At 73.7% G+C, this 22,085-nt stretch carries 18 protein-coding genes and 1 pseudogene; 8 read left to right on the forward strand and 11 right to left on the reverse strand.

From position 1 onward, the window contains the following. Nucleotide 1: 1 nt before the first annotated feature. The 4 genes from ACSU53_RS03460 to ACSU53_RS03475 are packed head-to-tail and all read right to left on the reverse strand — an operon-like array spanning nt 2 to nt 4,422. Nucleotides 2-781, reverse strand: a complete 780-nt coding sequence (locus ACSU53_RS03460) for a CDP-alcohol phosphatidyltransferase family protein (RefSeq protein ID WP_437024677.1) — start codon at nt 779-781, stop codon at nt 2-4. Next, nucleotides 759-1,820, reverse strand: coding sequence for an iron-containing alcohol dehydrogenase family protein (locus ACSU53_RS03465; RefSeq protein WP_437024678.1), 1,062 nt, complete (start codon nt 1,818-1,820; stop codon nt 759-761). Before ACSU53_RS03465 ends, ACSU53_RS03460 begins: the two co-directional genes overlap by 23 nt. Then, nucleotides 1,808-2,560, reverse strand: coding sequence for a sugar phosphate nucleotidyltransferase (locus tag ACSU53_RS03470; RefSeq protein ID WP_437024679.1), 753 nt, complete (start codon nt 2,558-2,560; stop codon nt 1,808-1,810). The genes ACSU53_RS03465 and ACSU53_RS03470 overlap by 13 nt, the downstream gene beginning before the upstream one ends. Further along, a complete protein-coding gene (locus ACSU53_RS03475) occupies nt 2,557-4,422 on the reverse strand; it encodes a DUF5941 domain-containing protein (protein ID WP_437024680.1) in 1,866 nt (621 codons plus the stop codon). The genes ACSU53_RS03470 and ACSU53_RS03475 overlap by 4 nt, the downstream gene beginning before the upstream one ends. Before the next feature lie 294 nt (nt 4,423-4,716). Here ACSU53_RS03475 and galE point away from each other — a divergent pair, with 294 nt between their 5' ends. The 3 genes from galE (at nt 4,717) to idi (ending at nt 7,858) form a co-directional block, all read left to right on the forward strand. Beyond that, nucleotides 4,717-5,688 (forward strand): UDP-glucose 4-epimerase GalE, encoded by a 972-nt coding sequence (gene galE, locus ACSU53_RS03480; protein WP_437024681.1) that lies wholly within the window; start codon nt 4,717-4,719, stop codon nt 5,686-5,688. Between the two features lie 386 nt (nt 5,689-6,074). Beyond that, on the forward strand, nt 6,075-7,007 hold the full coding sequence (locus tag ACSU53_RS03485; protein ID WP_437024682.1) for a cation diffusion facilitator family transporter: 933 nt from the start codon (nt 6,075-6,077) through the stop codon (nt 7,005-7,007). Nucleotides 7,008-7,264: 257 nt separating this feature from the next. Then, nucleotides 7,265-7,858 carry an isopentenyl-diphosphate Delta-isomerase gene (gene idi, locus ACSU53_RS03490; RefSeq protein ID WP_437024683.1) on the forward strand — a complete coding sequence of 198 codons (594 nt, stop codon included), beginning with the start codon at nt 7,265-7,267 and terminating at the stop codon, nt 7,856-7,858. 125 nt (nt 7,859-7,983) lie between these two features. Here the strand turns inward: idi and ACSU53_RS03495 are convergent, their stop codons facing one another. Both ACSU53_RS03495 and ACSU53_RS03500 read right to left on the reverse strand, forming a co-directional pair. Beyond that, on the reverse strand, nt 7,984-8,505 hold the full coding sequence (locus tag ACSU53_RS03495) for an ATP-binding protein (RefSeq protein ID WP_437033008.1): 522 nt from the start codon (nt 8,503-8,505) through the stop codon (nt 7,984-7,986). Nucleotides 8,506-8,904: 399 nt separating this feature from the next. Then, nucleotides 8,905-9,474: pseudogene (locus ACSU53_RS03500) on the reverse strand (HdeD family acid-resistance protein); the annotation flags it as partial. 139 nt (nt 9,475-9,613) lie between these two features. Here ACSU53_RS03500 and ACSU53_RS03505 point away from each other — a divergent pair. The 4 genes from ACSU53_RS03505 (at nt 9,614) to ACSU53_RS03520 (ending at nt 14,073) form a co-directional block, all read left to right on the forward strand. Then, nucleotides 9,614-10,366 carry an enoyl-CoA hydratase/isomerase family protein gene (locus tag ACSU53_RS03505; protein WP_437024684.1) on the forward strand — a complete coding sequence of 251 codons (753 nt, stop codon included), beginning with the start codon at nt 9,614-9,616 and terminating at the stop codon, nt 10,364-10,366. Nucleotides 10,367-10,510: 144 nt separating this feature from the next. Next, nucleotides 10,511-11,380, forward strand: coding sequence for an SCO6745 family protein (locus ACSU53_RS03510; RefSeq protein ID WP_437024685.1), 870 nt, complete (start codon nt 10,511-10,513; stop codon nt 11,378-11,380). A gap of 53 nt (nt 11,381-11,433) precedes the next feature. Continuing rightward, the gene (locus ACSU53_RS03515) at nt 11,434-11,559 is read left to right on the forward strand and encodes an LPFR motif small protein (protein WP_362095796.1); all 126 of its coding nucleotides are present in this window, start codon (nt 11,434-11,436) and stop codon (nt 11,557-11,559) included. 135 nt (nt 11,560-11,694) lie between these two features. Next, nucleotides 11,695-14,073 carry a Tex family protein gene (locus ACSU53_RS03520; protein ID WP_437024686.1) on the forward strand — a complete coding sequence of 793 codons (2,379 nt, stop codon included), beginning with the start codon at nt 11,695-11,697 and terminating at the stop codon, nt 14,071-14,073. 81 nt (nt 14,074-14,154) lie between these two features. On the opposite strand, the gene ACSU53_RS03525 is transcribed toward ACSU53_RS03520, so the two are convergent. Next, entirely contained in the window at nt 14,155-15,879 is a 1,725-nt protein-coding gene (locus ACSU53_RS03525; RefSeq protein WP_437024687.1) for a BCCT family transporter, read from the reverse strand. Nucleotides 15,880-16,079: 200 nt separating this feature from the next. Here ACSU53_RS03525 and ACSU53_RS03530 point away from each other — a divergent pair, with 200 nt between their 5' ends. Then, nucleotides 16,080-16,820: a MerR family transcriptional regulator gene (locus tag ACSU53_RS03530; RefSeq protein WP_437024688.1), complete on the forward strand. Its 741-nt coding sequence runs from the start codon at nt 16,080-16,082 to the stop codon at nt 16,818-16,820. A 127-nt stretch (nt 16,821-16,947) separates the two neighbouring features. On the opposite strand, the gene ACSU53_RS03535 is transcribed toward ACSU53_RS03530, so the two are convergent. The 4 genes from ACSU53_RS03535 to ACSU53_RS03550 all read right to left on the reverse strand — a co-directional run bounded on the left by ACSU53_RS03535 (nt 16,948) and on the right by ACSU53_RS03550 (nt 22,054). Next, nucleotides 16,948-19,125, reverse strand: a complete 2,178-nt coding sequence (locus ACSU53_RS03535) for a 3-hydroxyacyl-CoA dehydrogenase NAD-binding domain-containing protein (RefSeq protein ID WP_437024689.1) — start codon at nt 19,123-19,125, stop codon at nt 16,948-16,950. Nucleotides 19,126-19,172: 47 nt separating this feature from the next. Next, nucleotides 19,173-20,387, reverse strand: coding sequence for an acetyl-CoA C-acetyltransferase (locus ACSU53_RS03540; RefSeq protein ID WP_437024690.1), 1,215 nt, complete (start codon nt 20,385-20,387; stop codon nt 19,173-19,175). After that, entirely contained in the window at nt 20,384-21,544 is a 1,161-nt protein-coding gene (locus tag ACSU53_RS03545) for a CaiB/BaiF CoA transferase family protein (protein ID WP_437024691.1), read from the reverse strand. The genes ACSU53_RS03540 and ACSU53_RS03545 overlap by 4 nt, the downstream gene beginning before the upstream one ends. 99 nt (nt 21,545-21,643) lie before the next feature. Continuing rightward, a complete protein-coding gene (locus tag ACSU53_RS03550) occupies nt 21,644-22,054 on the reverse strand; it encodes an MmcQ/YjbR family DNA-binding protein (protein ID WP_437024692.1) in 411 nt (136 codons plus the stop codon). Nucleotides 22,055-22,085: the final 31 nt, after the last annotated feature.

The raw sequence follows: 22,085 nt of genomic DNA on the forward strand, positions 1-22,085 counted from the left end.
CTCACCGCAGCCTGCTGGAGGCCAGGACGGACACCAGGTGCAGCAGGGTCTGCAGCAGGGCGATGCCCGCGAGGACGGCTGTGCCGAGCCGGGTGAAGAACAGGTCGCCGTGGACCGCGTCGGCGATCGCCAGGACCAGGATCAGCAGGGACGCCTCGATGCCGAGGATCAGCCGGTGGAACTTCAGGGCGGCGGCGGCCCGGCGGGCCAGCGCCATGCCGGAGGAGCGGGGCTCGGCCGCGGACTCCTTGACGGGCGGCAGCCCGGCCTGGTGGCGGGCGACGCCGACCAGGTCGGTCTCGGCCTTGATCAGGATCGCGCCGAGGGCGGCCAGTGTGCCGAGGAAGGCCCACAGCCAGTCGATGCGCCCGGGACCCCACAGGTCGGCGGCCCGCAGGCCCAGCCCGACCAGGACGGCCGCGTCGCACAGGTAGGCGCCGACCCGGTCCAGGTAGACCCCGGCGAGGGAGTACTGCTTCTTCCAGCGGGCGACCTCTCCGTCGACGCAGTCCAGCAGCAGGTACAGCTGGACCATGAGCACGCCGAGGACGGCCCCCGCGATCCCCGGCACCAGCAGGGCCGGGGCCGCGAGGACACCGAAGACGGTCATCAGATACGTGAGCTGGTTGGGCGTGACCCTGGTGTTCACCAGGTAGCGGTCCACCCGCAGGGACACCTCGCGCATATAGAGGCGCCCCATCCAGTGCTCACCGCTGCGCCGGTCCTTGACCCCCGGGGGGTGCACGACCGGACGGAGTTCAGCTACCGATGGCCTTGACATAGTCGGTGTAGACGTCCTTGATCTGTTCGGTCTTCAGGTCGAGATGCTCGAGGATCGTGTAGCGGCCGGGCCGGGTCTCCGGGGCGAAGGCGACGGCCCGGACGAACTCCTCCGCCGTGAAGCCGATATCCTCCGGCAGCACCGGCAGCCCGTGTCGGCGCAGCACCCCGGCCATGTACACCGAGTCCTCGTGCGCGCCGCGCAGGTACATCGCGAAGGCGGCGCCCAGGCCGCACTGCTCGCCGTGGGCGGCCGCGCGCTTGGGGAAGAGCAGGTCGAAGGCGTGGTTGATCTCGTGGCACGCCCCGGAGGACGGCCGCGAGTCGCCCGACACCGACATGGCGATGCCGCTGAGGACCAGCGCCTCGGCGAGCACCTGGAGGAAGTCGTTGTCCGCGATGCCCCCGGGGTGGCGCAGCACGGACTCGCCGGCCTGGCGGGCCATGGCCGCGGCGAGGCCGTCGATCCGCTCGCCCTTGACGCGGCAGGCCAGTTCCCAGTCCGCGACGGCGGAGACGTTGGACACGGCGTCGCCGATCCCCGCGCGCACGAAGCGCACCGGGGCCTGCCGGATGACGTCGAGGTCGATGACGACGGCGATCGGGTTGGGCACGCCGTAGGAGCCGCGGCCCGCGTCGTTGTCGAGGGTGGCGACCGGCGAGCACAGGCCATCGTGCGCGAGGTTCGTCGGCACGGCGACCAGCGGCAGGCCCACGCGCGCGGCCGCGAACTTGGCGCAGTCGATGATCTTGCCGCCGCCGAGGCCCACGACGGCGTCGTAGTGGCCGGCCTTCATGGCTCCCGCCAGCCGGACCGCGTCGTCGAGGGTGCCGCCGCCGACCTCGTACCAGGAGGCGCCGGGCAGCGAGGCGGAGATCCGCTCGCGCAGCCGGGCGCCGGAGCCGCCGCTGACGGCGACGGCGAGGCGGCCGGACTGCGCGATGCGCTCGTCGGCGAGGACGCAGCCGAGGTCGTCGAGGGCGCCGGGGCGGATGTCGACGACCAGCGGGGACGGGATGAGCCGGGTCAGTACAGGCACGCGATCTCCCGTCCGCGGGCCAGGTCGTCGTGGTTGTCGATCTCGACCCACTTGACGTCGCCGATGGGCGCGACGTCGATCCGGAAGCCCCGGTTGACGAGCTCCTGGTAGCCGTGCTCGTAGAACTGCTGGGGGTCGGTCTCCCAGACCGTCTTCAGGGCGTCCACGAGGTCCGGGGCGGCGTCGCCCTCGATGAGGGTGACGCCGATGTACTCGCCGGTGGCCTCGGCGGGGTCCATCAGCTTGGTGATCTTCGTCACGCCCTTGGCGGGGTCGGCGACGACCTTCATCTCCTCGTCGGCCAGCGGCTTGACGTCGTCGAGCGCGAGGATGATCCGCTTGTCCCCGCCCCGGGCGGCGAGCAGCGTCTTCTCGACCGAGACCGGGTGCACGGTGTCGCCGTTGGCGAGGATCACGCCGTCCTTGAGGGCGTCCCGGCCGCACCACAGGGAGTAGGCGTTGTTCCACTCCTCGGCCTTGTCGTTGTCGATGAGGGTGATCTTGAGGCCGTACTTCTCCTCCAGGGCCGCACGGCGCTCGTAGACGGCTTCCTTGCGGTAGCCGACGATGACCGCGACCTCGGTGAGGCCGACCTCCGCGAAGTTGGCGAGGGTGAGGTCGAGCACCGTGGGTTCGCCCTCTATGCCCGCGGGCCCCACCGGCACCAGTGCCTTGGGAAGGCTGTCGGTGTAGGGGCGCAGACGCCGTCCGGCGCCGGCAGCCAGCACGAGGCCGATCATGCGGGTTCTCCTTCATCGTGAACGGCGGGTGCTCCGCCCCGGTGGGCGGTCACCCAGAAGCGGATGCTCTCGGCGAGCACCAGCAGGGCCACGGCCACGGCGAGCACCGTGAGCGCGACCGTGAACTGTGAGGCGGTGAGCAGCGCCGCGAGGACGGCGACCGCCAGAACGCGGCCCTCGTGCCCCCCGATCGCCCGCACCAGCCAGCGCGGGGGCGCGCCCGCGTTGCCGCGGATGCGGTAGACCGTGTCGTAGTGATGGTAGGCGACGGCGGCCACCAGGCCGTAGGCCGCGGGAAGGGCTCCGTTCACCTCCGCGCGGGCCGCCAGGGCCAGGACGGTGCCGTACTCGGCGGCCCGGAACAGGGGCGGGACCAGCCAGTCGAGGGCGCCCTTGAGGGGCAGGGCGACCGCCGCGGCCGAGGTGAGGACGTACAGGCCGGCCAGGGCGACGGGCAGCACGCCCCCGTACGGGGTCAGCGCGGCGGCGGCCACCACCAGAGCGGCGCCGGGCAGGGCCACGAGGGCGCGCGAGCCCAGGGGGCCCCGGGCGGGCAGCTTGCGGAGCCTGCCGGCGAGGGCCTCGGCGAGGGGGCCGGAGTCGGCGAGGTCGGCGAGCGCCCGGGCGGCACGGTCGGTCCGGCTCGCCCTGCGCGTGAGGGAACGCAGGACGCGGCCGGCCGTGGTGTAGAGGGCGGCGAAGGAGCAGCCGGCGAGCAGGGCGTAGAAGGTGATGCGGGGGGTGGTGACGGCGGTGAGGACGGCGATCATCGCCCAGCGCTCACCGATCGGGAGCACGATCATCCGGCGCGCCCACACCGTCCAGCCGACGCCGTCGAGCCGGTCGGAGAGGGCGGCCGTGGGACTGGTGTTGGCGGTGGCGTCGTGGTTGGCCTCGTTGAAGGAGAAGTCCACGACGTGCCGGCAGGTCTGGAGGACCATCGCGCCGAGGGCGAGCGCCCAGACGTCGTCGCCGCCGCGGGCGGCCCCCAGGGCGAGTCCGGCGTAGTAGGCGTACTCCTTGGCGCGGTCGAAGGTGGCGTCGAGCCAGGCGCCGAGGGTGGAGTACTGCAGGGAGTAGCGGGCGAGCTGGCCGTCGGTGCAGTCCAGCACGAAGGAGGCGAGGAGCAGGACGCCGGCGGCGACGAAGCCGGCGCGGGTTCCGGTGGCGGCGCAGCCGGCCGCTATGAGCGCGGTGAGCAGCGAGGCGGTGGTGACCTGGTTGGGCGTGAGTCCGCGCCGGGCGCACCAGCGGGCGAGGTAGCGGGAGTACGGGCTGATGCAGAAGGTGGTGAAGAAGCCGTCGCGCGCCTTGACGGCGGACTTCAGGCGGATCGCCTCGTCGTCGACGGCGGCCACCGCCTGCCTGGCCTCGTTGCGGGCCTGCGGGTCGTCGGGGACGGTCGCGACGAGACGGCCGAGCTCGGGCCGGTGGGGCTCGGCGCCCTCGGCGGCGAGACGGTCGGCGAGACGGTCGGGGAGTCCGGCGGCGAGGGCGGTGCGCCCGGGGGCCGGGGCGGCGCCGTCGGTGCCGGCGTCGGTCACGGCCGGGGCGTCGGCGCCGGAGCTCTCCCGGGCCAGGGCGCGGGTGAGGGCCTGGCGGCCGGCGGGCTGGGCGGTGACGGCTCCGGGGATCGCGGCGAGCGGGAAGCGGGGATCGGTCAGGCCGAGGCGCAGGGCGTGCTCGTGTCCCACGAACCGGGCGTCGACCACGGCGACCCGCCGGTCGGCGGGCACGGCGGCCAGCAGCGCCTCCGCCTCGCCGGGGCCGGAGGCGGTGTGCACGTCGAACCCGAGAGAGCGCAGCTCGCCCTCGAGTGGCGAACCGGGGACCGGCTGACCGGTGAGGATGGCGGTCGACAACCGAACTCACTCCCTGAGGGGCCGACGCGTCCACGCCGGTCGCGTGCATGGTTCACGCCCGTGCCGGGGGCCTTCGGGCGGCATGTCGGCAGAGGTTATCCGATGCCTGGAAGCCCGCGTTCACCGGTCGTTCGGCGGCCGGTTCTTCGTGGTTCGGGCGGCATCCCTGCCGCGATCATCATCGGGGATGCGGGGCCCGGCCCACAAACCGCGCCCGCAGAAAGGGCATTGAGGCGGATAGGGGACACCCGCCGCCTCGGGCCGGCCGGGAGGGTCGGCATAGGGTGGTCGACCATGACATGGCTGATCACTGGCGGAGCCGGCTACATCGGGGCACACGTGGCGCGGGCCATGGCCGACGCCGGGGAGGACGTCGTCGCGCTGGACGACCTGTCGACCGGGGTGGCGGCCCGCCTGCCCGCCCGGATCCCGCTGGTCGAGGGCTCCTGTCTGGACGGGGCCCTGCTCAGGACGGTGCTGGCGGAGCACGCGGTGACCGGGGTGGTGCACCTGGCCGCGCGCAAGCAGGTCGCCGAGTCGGTGGCGCAGCCCACCCGGTACTACCGGGAGAACGTGGGCGGTCTCGTCACGCTGCTCGACGCGGTCGCGGACGCGGGCGTCGGCCGCTTCGTGTTCTCCTCGTCGGCGGCGGTGTACGGCGACCCCGGTGTGGACCTCATCACGGAGGACGCGCCCTGCGCCCCGGTGAACCCGTACGGCGAGACCAAACTGGCCGGGGAGTGGCTGGTGCGGGCGGCGGGCCGGGCGCACGGGATCTCCACGGTGTGCCTGCGCTACTTCAACGTGGCGGGCGCGGCGGCTCCGGAGCTGGCCGACACGGGGGTGTTCAACATCGTGCCGATGGTCTTCGACCGGCTCACCCGGGGCGAGGCCCCCCGTGTCTTCGGCGACGACTATCCGACGCCGGACGGCACGTGCGTGCGTGACTACATTCACGTGGCCGACCTGGCCGAGGCGCACCTGGCGGCGGCCCGGTGGCAGGCCGGGGGCGGCGCGCGGGGCGATCTGACGGTGAACGTGGGGCGGGGCGAGGGCGTCTCGGTGCGCGAGCTGATCGGGGTCATCGCCGAGGTGACCGGGGATCCGCGCGACCCCGTGGTGGAGGCGCGGCGGCCCGGGGACGCCCCGCGCGCGGTGGCGTCGGCGGCGCTGGCCGCCGAGCGGCTGGGCTGGACGGCCCGGCGCGGGGTGCGGGAGATGGTCGAGTCGGCCTGGCGCGGCTGGCAGCTGCACCACGGCGACTGACGCGCGGCGCGCGGGGCGCTCCGGCACCCGGGGGCCGGCTCCGCCCCGGCCGGCAGCCGGCGGGTAGGCGTCCCTCCGCGGCTCGACGCCCCTCCGGCCGCCGGCCCCGGCGCCCGTCCGACGAGGGGGCCGCCTCCGCGCGGGTCGCGGCGGGCCACGCGGCGGGGCGGCGGGGCCGCCGGCTGTGCGGAGCCGCGCCGTCCGGGTGTCCGCCGCTGCGTTCCGGGACCGCCGGCCCGGGCGCGGGCCGCCCCCGGCACCATCTGTGACCTGGTCGACATTTCCGCAGGTCACGGCACATGACAACGGTGTTCAGTGCCGCGTTGCAGATACCCCCTCCCCGTAGTTGACTGTGGTCCGGACGGGTCACGGAAGGACGGATGTTCATGGGGGCTGGGCACGCTCACGGGCACGGCGCGCCGGGCGGCGGCACGGCGAGTGCGGCGTACCGCGGCAGACTGCGGGCGGCGCTGGGGATCACGCTCGGGGTCATGGTGGTCCAGATCGTCGGCGGCCTGATGGCCGACTCGCTCGCCCTGGTCGCGGACGCGGCGCACATGGCGACGGACGCGGTGGGCCTGGGCATGGCCCTGCTCGCGATCCACTTCGCGGGCCGTCCGCCCAGCGAGCGCCGCACCTTCGGGCTCGCCCGCGCGGAGATACTCGCCGCGCTGGCCAACTGCCTGCTGCTGCTCGTCGTCGGCGGCTACGTGCTCTACGAGGCGGTCGAGCGGTTCGTCACCCCGGCCGACACCAAGGGCGGCCTGGCCCTGGTGTTCGGTGCGGTGGGCCTGGTCGCCAACCTCGTGTCGCTGATGCTGCTGATGCGCGGGCAGAAGGAGAGCCTGAACGTGCGCGGCGCCTTCCTGGAGGTGGCGGCGGACGCCCTGGGCTCGGTCGCGGTGATCCTTTCGGCCCTGGTGATCCTCACCACCGGATGGACGGCCGCCGACCCCATCGCCTCCCTGGTGATCGCCCTGATGATCGTGCCGCGCACGCTGAAGCTGCTGCGGGAGACGCTGGACGTGCTGCTGGAGGCCGCGCCCAAGGGGGTGGACATGGCCGAGGTGCGGGCGCACATCCTCGCGACGGACGGCGTCGAGGACGTCCACGACCTGCACGCCTGGACCATCACCTCCGGGATGCCGGTCCTCTCGGCGCACGTGGTCGTCAGCCCCGAGGTCCTCAACGCCCTCGGGCACGAGAAGATGCTGCACGAGCTGCAGGGCTGCCTCGGCGACCACTTCGACGTGGAGCACTGCACCTTCCAGCTGGAACCGCGCGGTCACGCGGAGCACGAGGCGCGGCTGTGTCACTGAGGCGCGCGTCGCCGCCCCGGGCGCGGCTCCGCTCCTGAGGCGACAGGGGCGCGTGGGGCGCCGCCCGGCGCGGGCAGTGCCTTCCGCACCACCCTGCGGGCGCGGTTCCGCGCCCGTGGCCGTGGGCACGATCGCCACCGGGGCCCCTTCCGGCCCGACCGTGCACCGGCCGGGACATGCGGGGCGCGTGCGTCGGGTGCCGGAGCGCCGGACCGGTACGGCAGACTTGGGGCGCGAAGACCGAGTGAAGGATGGGTATGCCGATCACACCTGCCACCGCGACGCACGACCCGTCGGACGGCACCTCAGAGGCGATTCTGCTGGAGCTGGTCGACGAGAACGGCGAGACGATCGGCACCGCGGAGAAGCTCTCCGCCCATCAGCCACCGGGCCGGCTGCACCGGGCGTTCTCGGTGTTCCTGTTCGACGAGCGCGGCCGGCTGCTGCTGCAGCAGCGGGCGCTGGGCAAGTACCACTCCCCCGGCGTGTGGTCCAACAGCTGCTGCGGCCACCCCTACCCGGGCGAGGCGCCGTTCGCCGCGGCGGCCCGGCGCACGTACGAGGAGCTGGGCATCTCCCCCACGCTGCTCGCGGAGGCGGGCACGGTCCGCTACAACCACCCCGACCCGGCGTCGGGTCTGGTGGAGCAGGAGTACAACCACCTCTTCGTCGGCATGGTGCAGTCGGCGCTGCGCCCCGACGCGGAGGAGGTGGCGTCGACGGCGTTCGTCACCCCGGCCGAGCTGGCCGAGCGGCACGGGCGGGACACGTTCTCGGCGTGGTTCATGACGGTGCTGGACGCGGCGCGCCCGGCGGTGCGCGAGCTGACGGGATCCTCGGCGGGCTGGTGACCGGCGCCCCGGCCCGGGGCGGTGTCGAGCGCCGGCCCGGGGCGGCGGCCGGACCCCCGTGGGTCCGGTCCGGCCGGCCGGTCGGTCGGCCGCGCCTGCCCTGACGTGCGGGGTCGTCCTGCGCGTCAGATGTGCGGGGCCGGGGCCGGGGTCGCGGGCTTGAGGGGCAGGGCGGCCCAGATCACCTTGCCGCCGCTCGCCGTGTGCTCGACGTCGCACACGCCGCCCGCCTCGCGGGTGATCTCCCGGACCAGCAGCAGACCCCGGCCGCCGGTGCGGGCGTGGTCGGTCTCCAGGGCGGTCGGACGGTAGGGGTGGTTGTCCTCGACGGCCACCCGCACCCACTCGGCGCCGACGGCGACCTCGACGGCGAGCGTCGGGGACAGCAGGGCCGCGTGCCGCACCGCGTTGGTGACCAGCTCCGAGACGATGAGCAGCAGGCCGTGCGCCAGGTCGTCGGGAACCGGGACCCCCTGGCGCAGCAGCAGGTCCCGCACGGCGCGGCGCGCCTGCGGCACCGAGGCGTCGACGGCGGGGGCGGTGAACCGCCACACGCCCTCGTACGGCAGCGGCTCGACGGTCCCGGTGTCGGCGGGACCTTCCGCGCCCTGCGGGCGTGGGCCGGACCCGCGCCCTTGATCGTCCATCGACCGGTCGCCACCCTCGCGCTCGATTGTCACCACACGTCGAGTGTTGGTAACGCGGCACTCCGCACCGAAGTCCTGAACACAAGTCAGCGCATATCGAGCAGGCGCGACCGGATCTGTTCGAGTCGCTCGGAAAAGTGACCGCGTCTGCCCGCCTTGCGCCGTCTTGGGGAACTATTCGGGTTGTACGGGTTTGGCGGGAGGCGCCTCCGGCGCGGACGGGCGCCCCTCGGCCGCGGAACCGCCGGGGTCACGGGAGCCGTCGGAGCCACCGGGACCGTCCGCGGGACCGCCCGGGCCGCGTGGGCCGTCCGGACGACCCGGACCGGCGGACCCGGCGGAACCCGCGGACCCGGCGGGCCCCCCGGGCGCGGTGTCAGCGCCCTCCGCCCCGGCCAGGCGCCCGGAGACCATGCCCACGATGCGGCGGCCGCCGTACCCGGTGGCGATCAGGCCCAGCCCGTCGAAGAGCAGGGCCAGGGAGAAGAACGTCCCGATGACGTACTGGCTGCTGCTCGGCCAGGAGGCCAGGACGAGGATGCCCAGCAGCAGGCCGAAGGCGCCCTGGACCAGGGTCCAGCCGAACTGCGGGCCGCGCACCACGAGACTGCCGACCAGGCGGAAGACCCCGCCGGTCAGGAACAGCAGCGCGGCGAACATGGTCAGCGCCTCGGCCGCGGCCTCGGGCGTCCGGATGATCACCACGCCGGCGGCGATGTTCAGCGCGGCGACGACCACACCGAGCCAGAAGAAGTTGGTGTCCCGGGCCTGCACCGCGTGCAGCAGGCCGACCACGCCGCCGACGAGCAGCAGCCAGCCGAACAGCAGCATCGACGTGAGTGTGGCGAGCCCGGTGTACACGAGGCCGACCAGGCCCGCGACGACCAGGACGACGCCGAGCACCGCGAGCCAGCCGAAACCCCGGCTGAGCTTGGCGGCCTCGTCGTGCGGTGTGGTGGACTTGACCATGTTCGCCTCCTCGGGCCCCCCTTCTCCCTCCTGGTCCCCCTTCGTCCCGGGGTCGTAACACTCCGGTGCCCGGCCGGGCCGCCCCGCTCACCAGGGGTGCCGTCCGAGAGGGCGGACCGGGGCGGTTAGCATCCGGCGCATGGAGCAGCAGCTACTGCACGGCGTCACCGACGCGGTCGCCACGGTCGTCATCAGCAACCCGGCCAAGCGCAACGCCATGACGGCGGACATGTGGGCCGCCCTGCCGCCGCTGCTGCGCTCGCTGGCCGACGACCCCGCGGTGCGGGTCCTGGTGCTCACCGGGGCGGGCGGCACGTTCTGCGCCGGGGCGGACATCTCCTCGCTCCAGGGCTCGCCCCGGGAGGCGCAGCGGCTCGCCGTGGAGGCCGAGGAGGCCCTCGCCGCCTTCCCCAAGCCGACGCTGGCCGCGGTGCGGGGCCACTGTGTGGGCGGCGGCTGCCAGCTGGCGGCCGCCTGTGACCTGCGGTTCGCCGAGGAGGGGGCCGCGTTCGGGGTGACGCCGGCGAAGCTGGGCATCGTCTACCCGGCGTCCTCGACCCGGCGCCTGGTGTCGCTGGTGGGTCCGGCCACCGCCAAGTACCTGCTGTTCTCCGGCGAGTTGATCGACGCCGGACGGGCGCTGCGCACCGGGCTGGCCGACGAGGTGACGCCGCCGGACGAACTGGACCGACGGGTAGCGGAGTTCGCCGGAATTCTGGCCTCCCGTTCGCAGCTGACGCAGGCCGCGGCGAAGGAGTTCGCGGACGGCCGCACCGACCGGGACGCCCACTGGGAGGCGCAGGCCCTCGCCGGCGGCGACACCGCGGAGGGCGTCACCGCGTTCCTGGAGCGCCGCCCCGCCCGGTTCACCTGGACCACGGCCGACGCCTAGCCACGGGCCGGGCCGCAGGACGGTTCGCATGCCGTCGATTCTTCGCGGGGTCCCGCGATGGCCGCAAGGACGAGCACCCCACCTTTCCTGCCATCCCCGGCACCGCGCGGGACGGGCGTACCGACCAGTCGGTAACGTTCGGGCATGACGACTTCACCCCTGCCCGAGCGCGCCGGACGGCGCTGCCACAACCTGCTCAACGTCCTGCACTCGACGCACTACTTCTCCCCCGACCTGGAGCGGGAGCTGGCCGCCGTGGGGGTCGAGGACTCCCGGGCCGCCTACTTCGCGGTGCGCGCCGCGGCCATGGGGCCGGTGTCCGCGCCGGTGGTGACGGCCACCTTCTTCACCTTCCGGCCAACTCTGGTCGCCCGGCACGTGCCCGCCGTCTGGGAGACCGCCGCGCCGGCCGTCGTCCTCGCGGCGCGCACGCGCGCGGTCGACGCGACGCTGCGGCGGCTGCTGGGCGAGGAGGCGGTGGCCGCGAAGGAGGTGGCCGAGGCGGCGGAGCTGGCGCTGCGTGCCGCGGAGGCGTGCACGCCCGTCGCGCGGCCGCTGTACGCGGCGCACGCCCAGCTGCCGGTGCCCGAGGAGCCGCACCTGGCGCTCTGGCACGCGGCGACCCTGCTGCGCGAGCACCGCGGTGACGGTCACCTCGCCGCCCTGCTCGCCGCGGAGCTGGACCCGTTGGAGGCACTGGTCAGCCACACGGCGACGGGCAAGGGCATGGCCCCGCAGTGGGCTCTCGGCACCCGCGGCTGGCAGCGCGCGGACTGGGACGCGGCCGCGGAGCGGCTCCGGGCACGCGGACTGCTGGACGGCGAGGGGAATCTGACGGACGCCGGGGTGGCGCTGCGCCGGGAGCTGGAGGCCGAGACGGACCGGCTGGACCGGGCGCCGTACGAGCACCTGGGGGCGGCCGGCGTCGCGCGCCTCACCGAACTGGCCTCGGACCTGGCCGGCCGGGCGCTGGCGGCCGGTGCGTTCCCGGCGGGCATGGTCGGCAAGGGCTGAGGGTACCCGCAGGTCTCCCGGCGCGCCCGTCGGGAGCACGAAAGGGGAAACCAGTGTTCCGAGCCATCGCAGATGTCCTGCGCCAGATCGGCGGTGCGATCGCCACCGTCGTGACCCTGCCGTTCCGCGCCGTCGCCCGCCTGTTCGGCGGTGCGTCGAGCAGCACGCGGCGCGCCTGACCCCGGGGCCCCGGACGCGGGGCGGCGCCGCCGCTCCGCGCCGCCCGGGGACTCGGGGCTCCCTGCTCCCGCCCCTGTCCGTGCGGCCTGTCAGAATTGCCGCGCAAGCCGGAACGGATAAGGCGGTACGGGATCGTGACGACACCCCCCACAGGGTCCATCGAAGGCAGGATCGCCGAGGAGCTCGGCGTACGGGAACGGCAGGTCAGGGCCGCTGTGGAGCTGCTCGACGGCGGTTCGACGGTGCCCTTCATCGCCCGCTACCGCAAGGAAGCGACCGAGATGCTCGACGACGCGCAGCTGCGCGCCGTCGAGGAGCGGCTGCGCTATCTGAGGGAGCTGGAGGAGCGGCGCACCGCGATCCTGGAGTCGGTGCGCGAGCAGGGCAAGCTCACCGAGGAGCTGGAGGCCCGCATCCGGGGCGCCGAGACGAAGGCGCGCCTGGAGGACGTCTATCTGCCGTACAAGCCCAAGCGGCGCACCAAGGCGCAGATCGCCCGGGAGGCCGGGCTGGAGCCGCTGGCGGAGGGGCTGCTCCGCGACCCGGGCGTCGATCCGCTGGCCGCGGCCGCCGCGTTCGTGGACGCGGACAAGGGCGTCGCCGATCCGCAGGCCGCGCTGGACGGCGCGCGGGCGATCCTCACCGAGAAGTTCTCCGAGGACGCCGACCTGATCGGCGAGCTGCGCGAACGCATGTGGGTGCGCGGACGGCTGTCCGCCAAAGTGCGGGAGGGCAAGGAGGAGGCGGGCGCCAAGTTCGCCGACTACTTCGACTTCGCCGAGCCGTTCACCGACCTGCCCTCGCACCGGGTCCTGGCGATGCTGCGCGGCGAGAAGGAGGAGGTCCTCGACCTCGTCCTGGAGCCGGAGGAGCCCACGGACGGCCCGTCCTCGTACGAGGGCGTCGTGGCGCACCGGTTCGGCATCGCCGACCGGGGGCGCCCGGGCGACAAGTGGCTGCTGGACACGGTCCGCTGGGCCTGGCGCACCCGCATCCTGGTGCACCTCGGCATCGACATCCGGCTCCGGCTGCGCACGGCCGCCGAGGACGAGGCGGTGCGGGTCTTCGCGGCCAACCTGCGCGACCTGCTGCTGGCCGCCCCGGCGGGCACGCGGGCGACGCTCGGCCTGGACCCGGGTTTCCGCACGGGCGTGAAGGTCGCCGTGGTCGACGCGACCGGCAAGGTCGTCGCGACGGACGTGATCCACCCGCACGTCCCGGCGAACCGGTGGGACGAGGCGATCGCCAGGCTGGCGCGGCTGGCGAAGGAACACGCGGTCGAGCTGATCGCGATCGGCAACGGCACCGCCTCCCGGGAGACCGACAAGCTGGCCGGTGAACTCATCGCCAAGCACCCCGAGTTGAAGCTGACCAAGGTGATGGTGTCGGAGGCCGGCGCCTCGGTGTACTCCGCCTCCGCCTTCGCGTCGCAGGAACTGCCGGACATGGACGTGTCCCTGCGCGGCGCGGTGTCGATCGCGCGGCGGCTGCAGGACCCGCTGGCCGAGCTGGTGAAGATCGACCCGAAGTCGATCGGGGTCGGCCAGTACCAGCACGACCTGTCCGAGGTGAAGCTGTCGCGTTCGCTGGACGCGGTGGTGGAGGACTGCGTCAACGGCGTGGGCGTGGACGTCAACACCGCCTCGGCTCCCCTGCTCGCCCGGGTCTCGGGCATCACGTCCGGGCTCGCCGAGAACATCGTCGCCCACCGGGACGGCAACGGTCCCTTCCGTTCGCGCGCCGAGCTGAAGAAGGTACCGCGGCTGGGCCCGAAGGCGTACGAGCAGTGCGCGGGCTTCCTGCGCATCCGTGGCGGCGAGGACCCGCTGGACGCCTCCAGCGTGCACCCGGAGGCCTACCCGGTGGTGCGGCGCATGGTGCGGGCGACCGGCCAGGAGGTGTCCTCGCTCGTCGGCAACACGGGGGTGCTGCGCTCGCTGCGCGCCGAGGACTTCGTGGACGAGACGTTCGGTCTGCCGACCGTCGGCGACATCCTGAAGGAGCTGGAGAAGCCGGGGCGCGACCCGCGTCCGGCGTTCCGGACGGCGGCGTTCAAGGAGGGCGTGGAGAAGATCTCCGACCTGTCCTCCGGGATGGTCCTGGAGGGCGTGGTGACCAACGTGGCCGCCTTCGGTGCCTTCGTGGACGTCGGGGTCCACCAGGACGGCCTGGTGCACGTCTCCGCGATGTCGAAGACGTTCGTCAAGGACCCGCGCGACGTGGTCAAGCCGGGCGACATCGTCAAGGTGAAGGTCCTCGACGTGGACATCCCGCGCAAGCGGATCTCGCTCACGCTGCGCCTCGACGACGAGGCGGCTCCCCAGGGACAGCAGGGGCAGCAGGGCGGTGGTGAGCGCCGGCAGCGCGGCGGCCGTCCGCCGCAGCAGCGCCAGGGCCGCCGTGGCGGCGGTGGCGGGGGCGGCGGCCGTCAGGCGGCGCCGCCCGCCAACAGCGCGATGGCCGACGCCCTGCGCCGCGCGGGTCTCGTCGACCCTAAGCGGGGCGAGCGCTGACGCGTCCGCCGGGCGGTCGCGGCGGAAAGGCCCCGGGGGGCGGCGCGGTGCGCCGCCCCCCGGGGCCTTTCGCCTGTTCGGTCAGTGCTTGCCGATGGGGTCGCCCTCCACATCGGTGCCGCGGCCGGGACCGATGCGCAGTTCGAACTCACCGTCGTACTTCCGGTGCCCCTCGATGACGGCCAGGTCGACCGCCTCGGAGCCCATCTCACCGCGCACGATGAGCGGGTCGCGGCGCAGGTCGCGCATGAGCGCCACGCACATGAAGACCATGACGACGACGAACGGCGCCGCCGCGAGGATGGTGAGGTTCTGCAGACCGGTCAGCGCGTCGCCCTGACCGCTGCCCACGAGCAGCATGATCGCGGCGACCGCGCCGGTGACCACACCCCAGAACACCACGACCATGCGGCTCGGTTCGAGGGAGCCCTGCTGCGAGAGGGTGCCCATGACCACCGAGGCGGCGTCGGCGCCCGACACGAAGAAGATGCCGACGAGGATCATCACCAGCAGGCTGGCGGCGGTGGCGATCGGGAACTCGTTGAGCACCGCGAACAGCTGGCCCTCGGGGGTCGATTCGTCGCCGAGCCGGCCCTGCTCCTGCAGCCTCATCGCCGAGCCGCCGAAGACCGCGAACCACACCAGGCTCACGGTGCTGGGCACCAGGATGACGCCGCCGACGAACTGACGGATCGTGCGGCCCCGGCTGATGCGGGCGATGAACATGCCGACGAACGGCGTCCAGGAGATCCACCACGCCCAGTAGAAGACGGTCCAGCTGCCCAGCCAGTCCGCGACGCCGTCACCGCCGGCGGCCTCGGTGCGGCCGGCCAGCTGCGGCAGCTCGCCCAGGTAGGAGAAGACGGAGGTGGGGATCAGGTCCAGGACGATGATCGTGGGCCCGGCGGCGAACACGAACAGGGCGAGCACCAGGGCGAGCACCATGTTGGTGTTGGACAACCACTGGATGCCCTTCTCGACGCCGGAGACCGCGGAGGCGACGAACGCGGCGGTCAGCACGGCGATGATGCTGACCAGCAGTCCCGTACTGACCTTCTCCATCCAGCCCAGCTCCTGCACACCGGACCCGATCTGCAGCGCACCCAGCCCGAGCGAGGCCGCCGAACCGAAGATGGTGGCGATGATGGCGAGCATGTCGATGACCCGGCCGCCGATGCCGTTCGAGGCCCGCTCCCCGATCAGCGGTGTGAACACGGCGCTGATCGTCTGCCGGCGGCGCCGGCGGAAGGTGCTGTAGGCGATGGCGAGTCCGACCACGGCGTAGATCGCCCAGGGGTGGAGCGTCCAGTGGAACAGGGTGGTCGCCATGGCGACTTCCATGCGCTGGCCGGAGTCGGCCGGGGCGGTGCCCGGCGGGGGGTCCACGTAGTGCGCCAGCGGCTCGCTGACGCCGTAGAACATCAGGCCGATGCCCATGCCGGCGCTGAACATCATGGCGACCCAGGAGACGGTGCGGAACTCGGGTTCCTCGCCCTCCGCACCGAGGCGGATCCTGCCGTACCGGCTCGCCGCGAGCCACAGGGCGAACACGACGAAGCCGGAGGCGGCCAGCATGAAGGCCCAGCCGCCGTTGTGCATCAGCCCGCTGAGCGCGCTGCCGGAGACGTCCTGGAGGGAGTCGGTCCACACCGCGCCCCAGACGACGAACGCCAGGGTGAGCACGGCGGTGACCCCGAACACGACCCGGTCGGTCTGCGGTCGCCCCCTGCCGGGCAGTCCTGCCTCCGAACCGGGCAGCAGGGGACCCGCCGGAGTCTCCTTGTCCTTCTGTTGGTCGTGCGTCACAGGCGGCACCTTTCATCGAGCCGATGGGGCAGCGTATGCCCCTCCCGCCATGCCCCTACCACTCCGAACGCGATATTCACCTCTTCCACAGCACGCTTCGGTCTCACTGTGACCACGGCCGGCACTCGGGCCCCCCTCGGGCCGGGTGCCCCGGGTGCCCCGGGTGCCCCGGTGGGCGCGGGACGGCGATACTGCTGCCCATGACGACCGACACCGAGGGGCCCCGCAGGGGTGCCGCAGCGGCCCCGGCCCCGGACAGCGAGGAACCGGCCCTGACGGTCGACGAACTGGCGGCGCGGGCGGGCGTCACCGTGCGCACGGTCCGTTTCTACGGCACCCGGGGCCTGCTGCCGCCGCCCGCGATCGGGCCGCGCCGGGTGGGCCGGTACGGCGGCGAACACCTGGCGCGGCTGGCGCTCATCGAGGAGCTGCAGCGCCAGGGCATGACGCTGGCGGCCATCGAGCGGTACCTGAGCCGGCTGCCGGCGGATCTGAGCGCGCGGGAACTGTCGCTGCAGCGGGCCGTGGTGGCGTCCTGGGCACCGGACGCGGTGGAGGCGGTGTCCCGTGACGAGCTCGAACGGCGGGCGGGGCGCGCGCTGTCGGACGAGGACGTGCGGCGGCTGGCGGCGGTGGGGGTGGCCGAGCCGGACGGCGACGCCTTCCGGGTGGACACCGGCCTGCTGCGGCTGGGGGTCGAGCTGCTGGACGTGCCGCTGGCCGAGGAGACGGTGCGGGAGGCCCGCACCGTGCTCGTGGAGCACTCCCGCGCCGCCGCCCGCGCACTGTCGGGGCTGCTGCGGGACGCGGTCGCCGAGCGGGAGGCGCGGGACGTGCGGTCCCTGTCCGCCCACATGCACCCGCTCGTCGTGCAGGCTCTGCTGACCTCCTTCCAGCGGTCCCTGCGGGAGGAGCTGCGGGAGTGGATCGACGAGGGCTGACGGCGCGGCCGGGCGGGGACCGCGACCCCCGCTCGCCCGGCAGCTCCGTGTCCGTTCCGGCCCGTCCCCGTACCGGCGGGCGGGCCGGTACGGGGACGGGGGCCGGGGCGGTCCGGGTCCGGCAGGCTCAGCGGGCGTCCGTGAACACCTCGCCGCGCTCGGCCTTCTCCAGCAGCAGCGCCGGCGGGGTGAAGCGCTCACCGTAACGGCCGGCGAGCTCCCGGGCGCGGGCCACGAAGCCGGGCAGGCCGCCCTCGTAGCCGTTGATGTACTGGAGCACGCCGCCGGTCCAGCCCGGGAAGCCGATGCCCAGGATCGAACCGATGTTGGCGTCGGCGACGGAGGTCAGCACGCCCTCCTCCAGCAGCCGCACGGTGTCCAGTGCCTCGGAGAACAGCATGCGTTCCTGCATGTCCCGGAAGGGGATCTCGTGCCCCGGGCGGGTGAAGTGCTCGCGCAGGCCCGGCCACAGCGCACCGCGCCGGCCGTCCTCGCCGTACTCGTAGAACCCGGCGCCCCCACTGCGCCCGGTGCGGCCGAACTCGTCGACCATCCGGTCGACGACGGCCTCGGCGGGGTGCGGGGTCCAGGTGCCGCCCGCCTCCTCGACCGCCCGCCGGGTCTCCTGGCGGATCCTGCGCGGCAGGGTGAGGGTCAGCTCGTCCATCAGGGAGAGCACCTTGGCCGGGTAGCCGGCCTGGGCGGCGGCCTGCTCGACGGAGGCCGGTTCGATCCCCTCGCCGACCATGGCGACGCCCTCGTCGATGAAGCGGCCGATGACGCGGGAGGTGAAGAAGCCGCGGGAGTCGTTGACCACGATCGGCGTCTTGCGGATCTGGCGGACCAGGTCGAAGGCGCGGGCCAGCGCCTCGTCGCCGGTGCGCTCGCCCTTGATGATCTCGACCAGCGGCATCTTGTCGACCGGCGAGAAGAAGTGCAGGCCGATGAAGTCGTCCTGGCGCTCGACGCCCTCGGCGAGGGCGGTGATGGGCAGGGTGGAGGTGTTGGAGCACAGCAGGGCGTCGGGGGCGACGACGTCCTGGATCTCCTGGAACACCTTGTGCTTGAGGGCGGTGTCCTCGAAGACCGCCTCGATCACCGCGTCGCAGCCGGCCAGGTCGGCCGCCTCGGCGGTGGGCGTGATGCGGGCGAGCAGGGCGTCCGCCTTCTCCTGGCTGGTGCGGCCCTTGGCGACGGCCTTGGCGCAGAGCTTCTCGGAGTAGCCCTTGCCCTTGACGGCCGCCTCCAGGGAGACGTCCTTGAGGACGACGTCGATGCCGGCGCGGGCGCAGGAGTAGGCGATGCCGGCGCCCATCATCCCGGCGCCGAGGACGGCGACCCGGCGCACCGGGCGGGACTCGATGCCGCTCGGGCGGTTGGCGCCGGAGTTGACGGCCTGGAGGTCGAAGAAGAACGCCTGGATCATGTTCTTCGCGGTCTGTCCCACGGCCAGGTCGACGAAGTAACGGGACTCGACGGCCTGGGCGGTCTCGAAGTCGACCTGGGCGCCCTCGACGGCCGCGGCGAGGATGTTGCGCGGCGCCGGGTAGGGGGCGCCGTTGGTCTGCTTGCGCAGGGTGGCGGGGAACGCGGGCAGGTTGGCGGCGAACTTCGGGTTCGACGGGGTGCCGCCGGGGATGCGGTAGCCGGGCCGGTCCCAGGGCTGGGCGGACTCGGGGTGGGCGTCGATGAAGGCGCGGGCCTTGGCGAGGAGTTCGTCCTCGGTCTCGGCGACGTCGTCGACCAGGCCGTTCTCCCGGGCGCGCCGGGGGCTGTACTGGGTGCCCTGGAGGAGGACCTTGAGCAGGGCGTCGGCGATGCCGAGCAGGCGCACGGTGCGGACGATGCCGCCGCCCCCGGGGAGCAGGCCGAGGGTGACCTCGGGGCAGCCGATCCGGGAGCCGGGGGTGTCGAGCGCGATGCGGTGGTGGCAGGCCAGGGCGAGTTCGTAACCGCCGCCGAGGGCCGCTCCGTTGATCGCCGCGACGACGGGCTTGCCGAGCGTCTCGATGCGGCGCAGCTGCCGCTTGATGGCCATGGAGCCGTCGAACATCTCCTGCGCCGTCTCGGGGGTGACCCGGATCAGGTCGCGCAGGTCGCCGCCGGCGAAGAAGGTCTTCTTGGCGGAGGTGAGGATGATGCCGCGGATGGAGTCCTTCTCGGCCTCCAGGCGGTCGGTGATCACGGCGAGGGAGTCGCGGAACGCCTGGTTCATGGTGTTCGCGGACTGGCCGGGGTCGTCGAGGACGAGGGTGACGACACCGCTGCGGTCCTGTTCCCAGCGGATGGTGGTGCTCTGGGTCATGAGGGAGTCTCCGGGGTCTGCGTAGGAAGCGCGGGCGGGCGCTGGGGTCAGAGGCGTTCGACGACGGTGGCGATGCCCATGCCGCCGCCGACGCAGAGGGTGGCCAGTCCGTAGCGCTTGTCCTGGCGCTCCAGTTCGTCGACGAGGGTGCCGAGGATCATCGCGCCGGTCGCGCCCAGCGGGTGACCCAGCGCGATGGCGCCGCCGTTGACGTTGACCTTGTCCAGCGACAGACCCATGTCCTTCACGAAGCGCAGCACCACCGCCGCGAACGCCTCGTTGATCTCCACCAGGTCGATGTCGTCGATGGTCAGCCCCGCCTTGGCCAGCGCCTTGCGGGTCGCCGGCGCGGGCCCGGTCAGCATGATGGTGGGCTCGGAGCCGGACACGGCGGCGGAGACGATGCGCGCGCGGGGCGTGAGCCCGGCCCGCTCCCCGGCCTCCTTGGAGCCGATGGCGACGAGGGCGGCGCCGTCGACGATGCCGGAGGAGTTGCCCGCGTGGTGGACGTGGTCGATCCTCTCCACCCAGTGGTACTTCTGCAGCGCCACGGCGTCGAAGCCGCCCAGGTCACCGATGTCCGCGAAGGACGGCTTGAGCTTGGCGAGGGAGTCGGCGGTGGTGCCGGGGCGCAGGTGCTCGTCGTGGTCGAGGACGACCAGGCCGCTGCGGTCCCGGACCGGGACGACGGACCGCGCGAAGCGGTTCTCCTTCCAGGCCGTCGCCGCGCGCTCCTGGGACAGGGCCGCGTACTCGTCGACGTCGCGCCGGGAGAAGCCCTCGATGGTGGCGATCAGGTCCGCGCCGATGCCCTGCGGGACGAAGTTGACGGCGAGGTTGGTCATCGGGTCGTTGAACCAGGCGCCGCCGTCGGAGGCCATCGGCACCCGGGACATGGACTCGACGCCGCCCGCCAGGACCAGGTCCTCCCAGCCCGAACGGACCTTGGCGGCAGCCAGGTTGACCGCCTCCAGACCCGAGGCACAGAAGCGGTTCTCCTGCACGCCGGCGACCGTGTCGGGCAGTCCGGCGGCGATGGCCGCGGTGCGGGCGATGTCGGATCCCTGGTCGCCGACCGGGCTGACCACGCCGAGGACGATGTCGTCGACGGCGGCCGGGTCGAGACCGGGGAAGCGGTCGCGGATCTCGTGGATGAGTCCGACGACCAGGTCGATGGGCTTGGTGCCGTGCAGGGCGCCGCTTGCCTTGCCGCGCCCGCGCGGGGTGCGGATCGCGTCGTAGACGTACGCTTCGGTGCTCACGAGGAGGCCTTTCGCTGAGGGGTCGAGGGCGGGGACAGCAGTCGCGGGACGTCCCAGTCGTGGGCCACGCCCTCGGTGTCGGCGCCCGGCCGGGCGGGCCCGGTGCGGACGGTGGTGGGGGTGGCGGAGAACCGCGGTGCGGGTGCGGGCTGGGTGAGGCCGCCGGTGGCGGTGAAGGTGCCCCGGGCCGCCAGATGCGGGTGGCGGGGGGCCTCGGTGAGGGAGAGGACGGGCGCGACGCAGGCGTCGGAGCCCTCGAAGACGGCCGTCCACTCCTCGCGGGTGCGGGTGCGGAAGCGGGCGGCGACCCGCTCGCGCAGGGCGGGCCAGCGGGCGGGGTCGGTGCGGGCGCCGGACGCGTCCTCGACGCCGAGCAGCCGCAGGAACTCGGCGTAGAACTGCGGCTCCAGGGCGCCCACGGCCATGTACCGGCCGTCGGCGGTCTCGTAGGTGCCGTAGTACGGGCAGCCGCCGTCGAGGAGGTTGACGCCGCGCCGGTCCTGCCAGGCGCCGGCGGCCAGCATGCCGTGGAGCATGGCGGAGAGGTGGGCGGTGCCGTCCACGATGGCGGCGTCGACCACCTGGCCGGTGCCGGTGGCCCGCGCGTGGTGCAGGGCGGCGAGGACGCCGAGGGCGAGGTACAGGGAGCCGCCCGCGTAGTCGCCGAGCAGGTTGGCGGGGGCGGACGGGGGCCGGTCGGGGTCGCCGGTCATGCCGAGGGTGCCGGTGAGGGCGATGTAGGCGATGTCGTGGCCCGCACGGTCGGCGAGGGGGCCGTCCTGGCCCCAGCCGGTCATCCGGCCGTACACCAGGCGCGGGTTGCGGGCGTGGCAGTCGGCGGGTCCGACGCCGAGGCGTTCGGCGACCCCGGGGCGGAAGCCCTCGATGAGGACGTCGGCGCGGGCGGCCAGGTCGAGGACGCGGCCGGGCCCGTCGGCGGCCTTCAGGTCGACGATCACGGAGCGCTTGTTGCGGTTGGTGATGTCGTGCGCCGGGTCGATGCCGAGCGCGGGGCCGCCGGGGCGGTCCACGCGGACCACGTCGGCGCCCAGGTCGGCGAGGAGCATGGCGGCGAAGGGTCCGGGGCCGATACCGGCCAGTTCGACCACGCGCACGCCGCCGAGCGGGCCGTGCCCCGGCGTCGTCGCCTCCGTCATCGAGCCCCCAGCAGTCCGTGACACGACCGATGTAACACCCGTGATGTTAAGAACACGTTCCACCCGGCACAAGACCGGGCGAGCAAGCGCTTAGACACTCTACGCCGGGGTGGCGTCCCCGCGCCCGGCCCGGCCGTCGTCCAGCAGTGCGGCCAGACGCTTCGGCGCGATGGTGCGGTAGCTCTCCTCCACCCAGTCGCAGAGCACCTCCGCCGACGGGGCGCCCACCGGCTCCAGCGGCACCCGGACCCAGCCGGACCGGCCCAGGCCGTAGCCGGCGGGCTCGGCACCGGGGCAGGCCAGGGCGTGGGCGTGAGCCGTCTCGTCGGTGAGCTTCAGGGTCACGCCGAAGGGGTGGCTGCCGTCGTTCGCGCCGAGGAAGACGAACACCTTCGTGTTGACCTTGGCGACGCTCTCCCCCCACGGGTGCTCCTCGGTCGCCTCCGGCAGCCCCAGGGCGTACGCGCGCACCTTGTCCCACTTCTTCAGGGCGTTCCTGGACACGGGCATCGGCTTCCTCCGGGCTCGTCGTCGCCTTCCG

Origin of the sequence: Streptomyces sp. enrichment culture, from assembly GCF_964273255.1 — a bacterium.
In the GTDB taxonomy this organism is placed as follows: Bacteria; Actinomycetota; Actinomycetes; order Streptomycetales; family Streptomycetaceae; genus Streptomyces.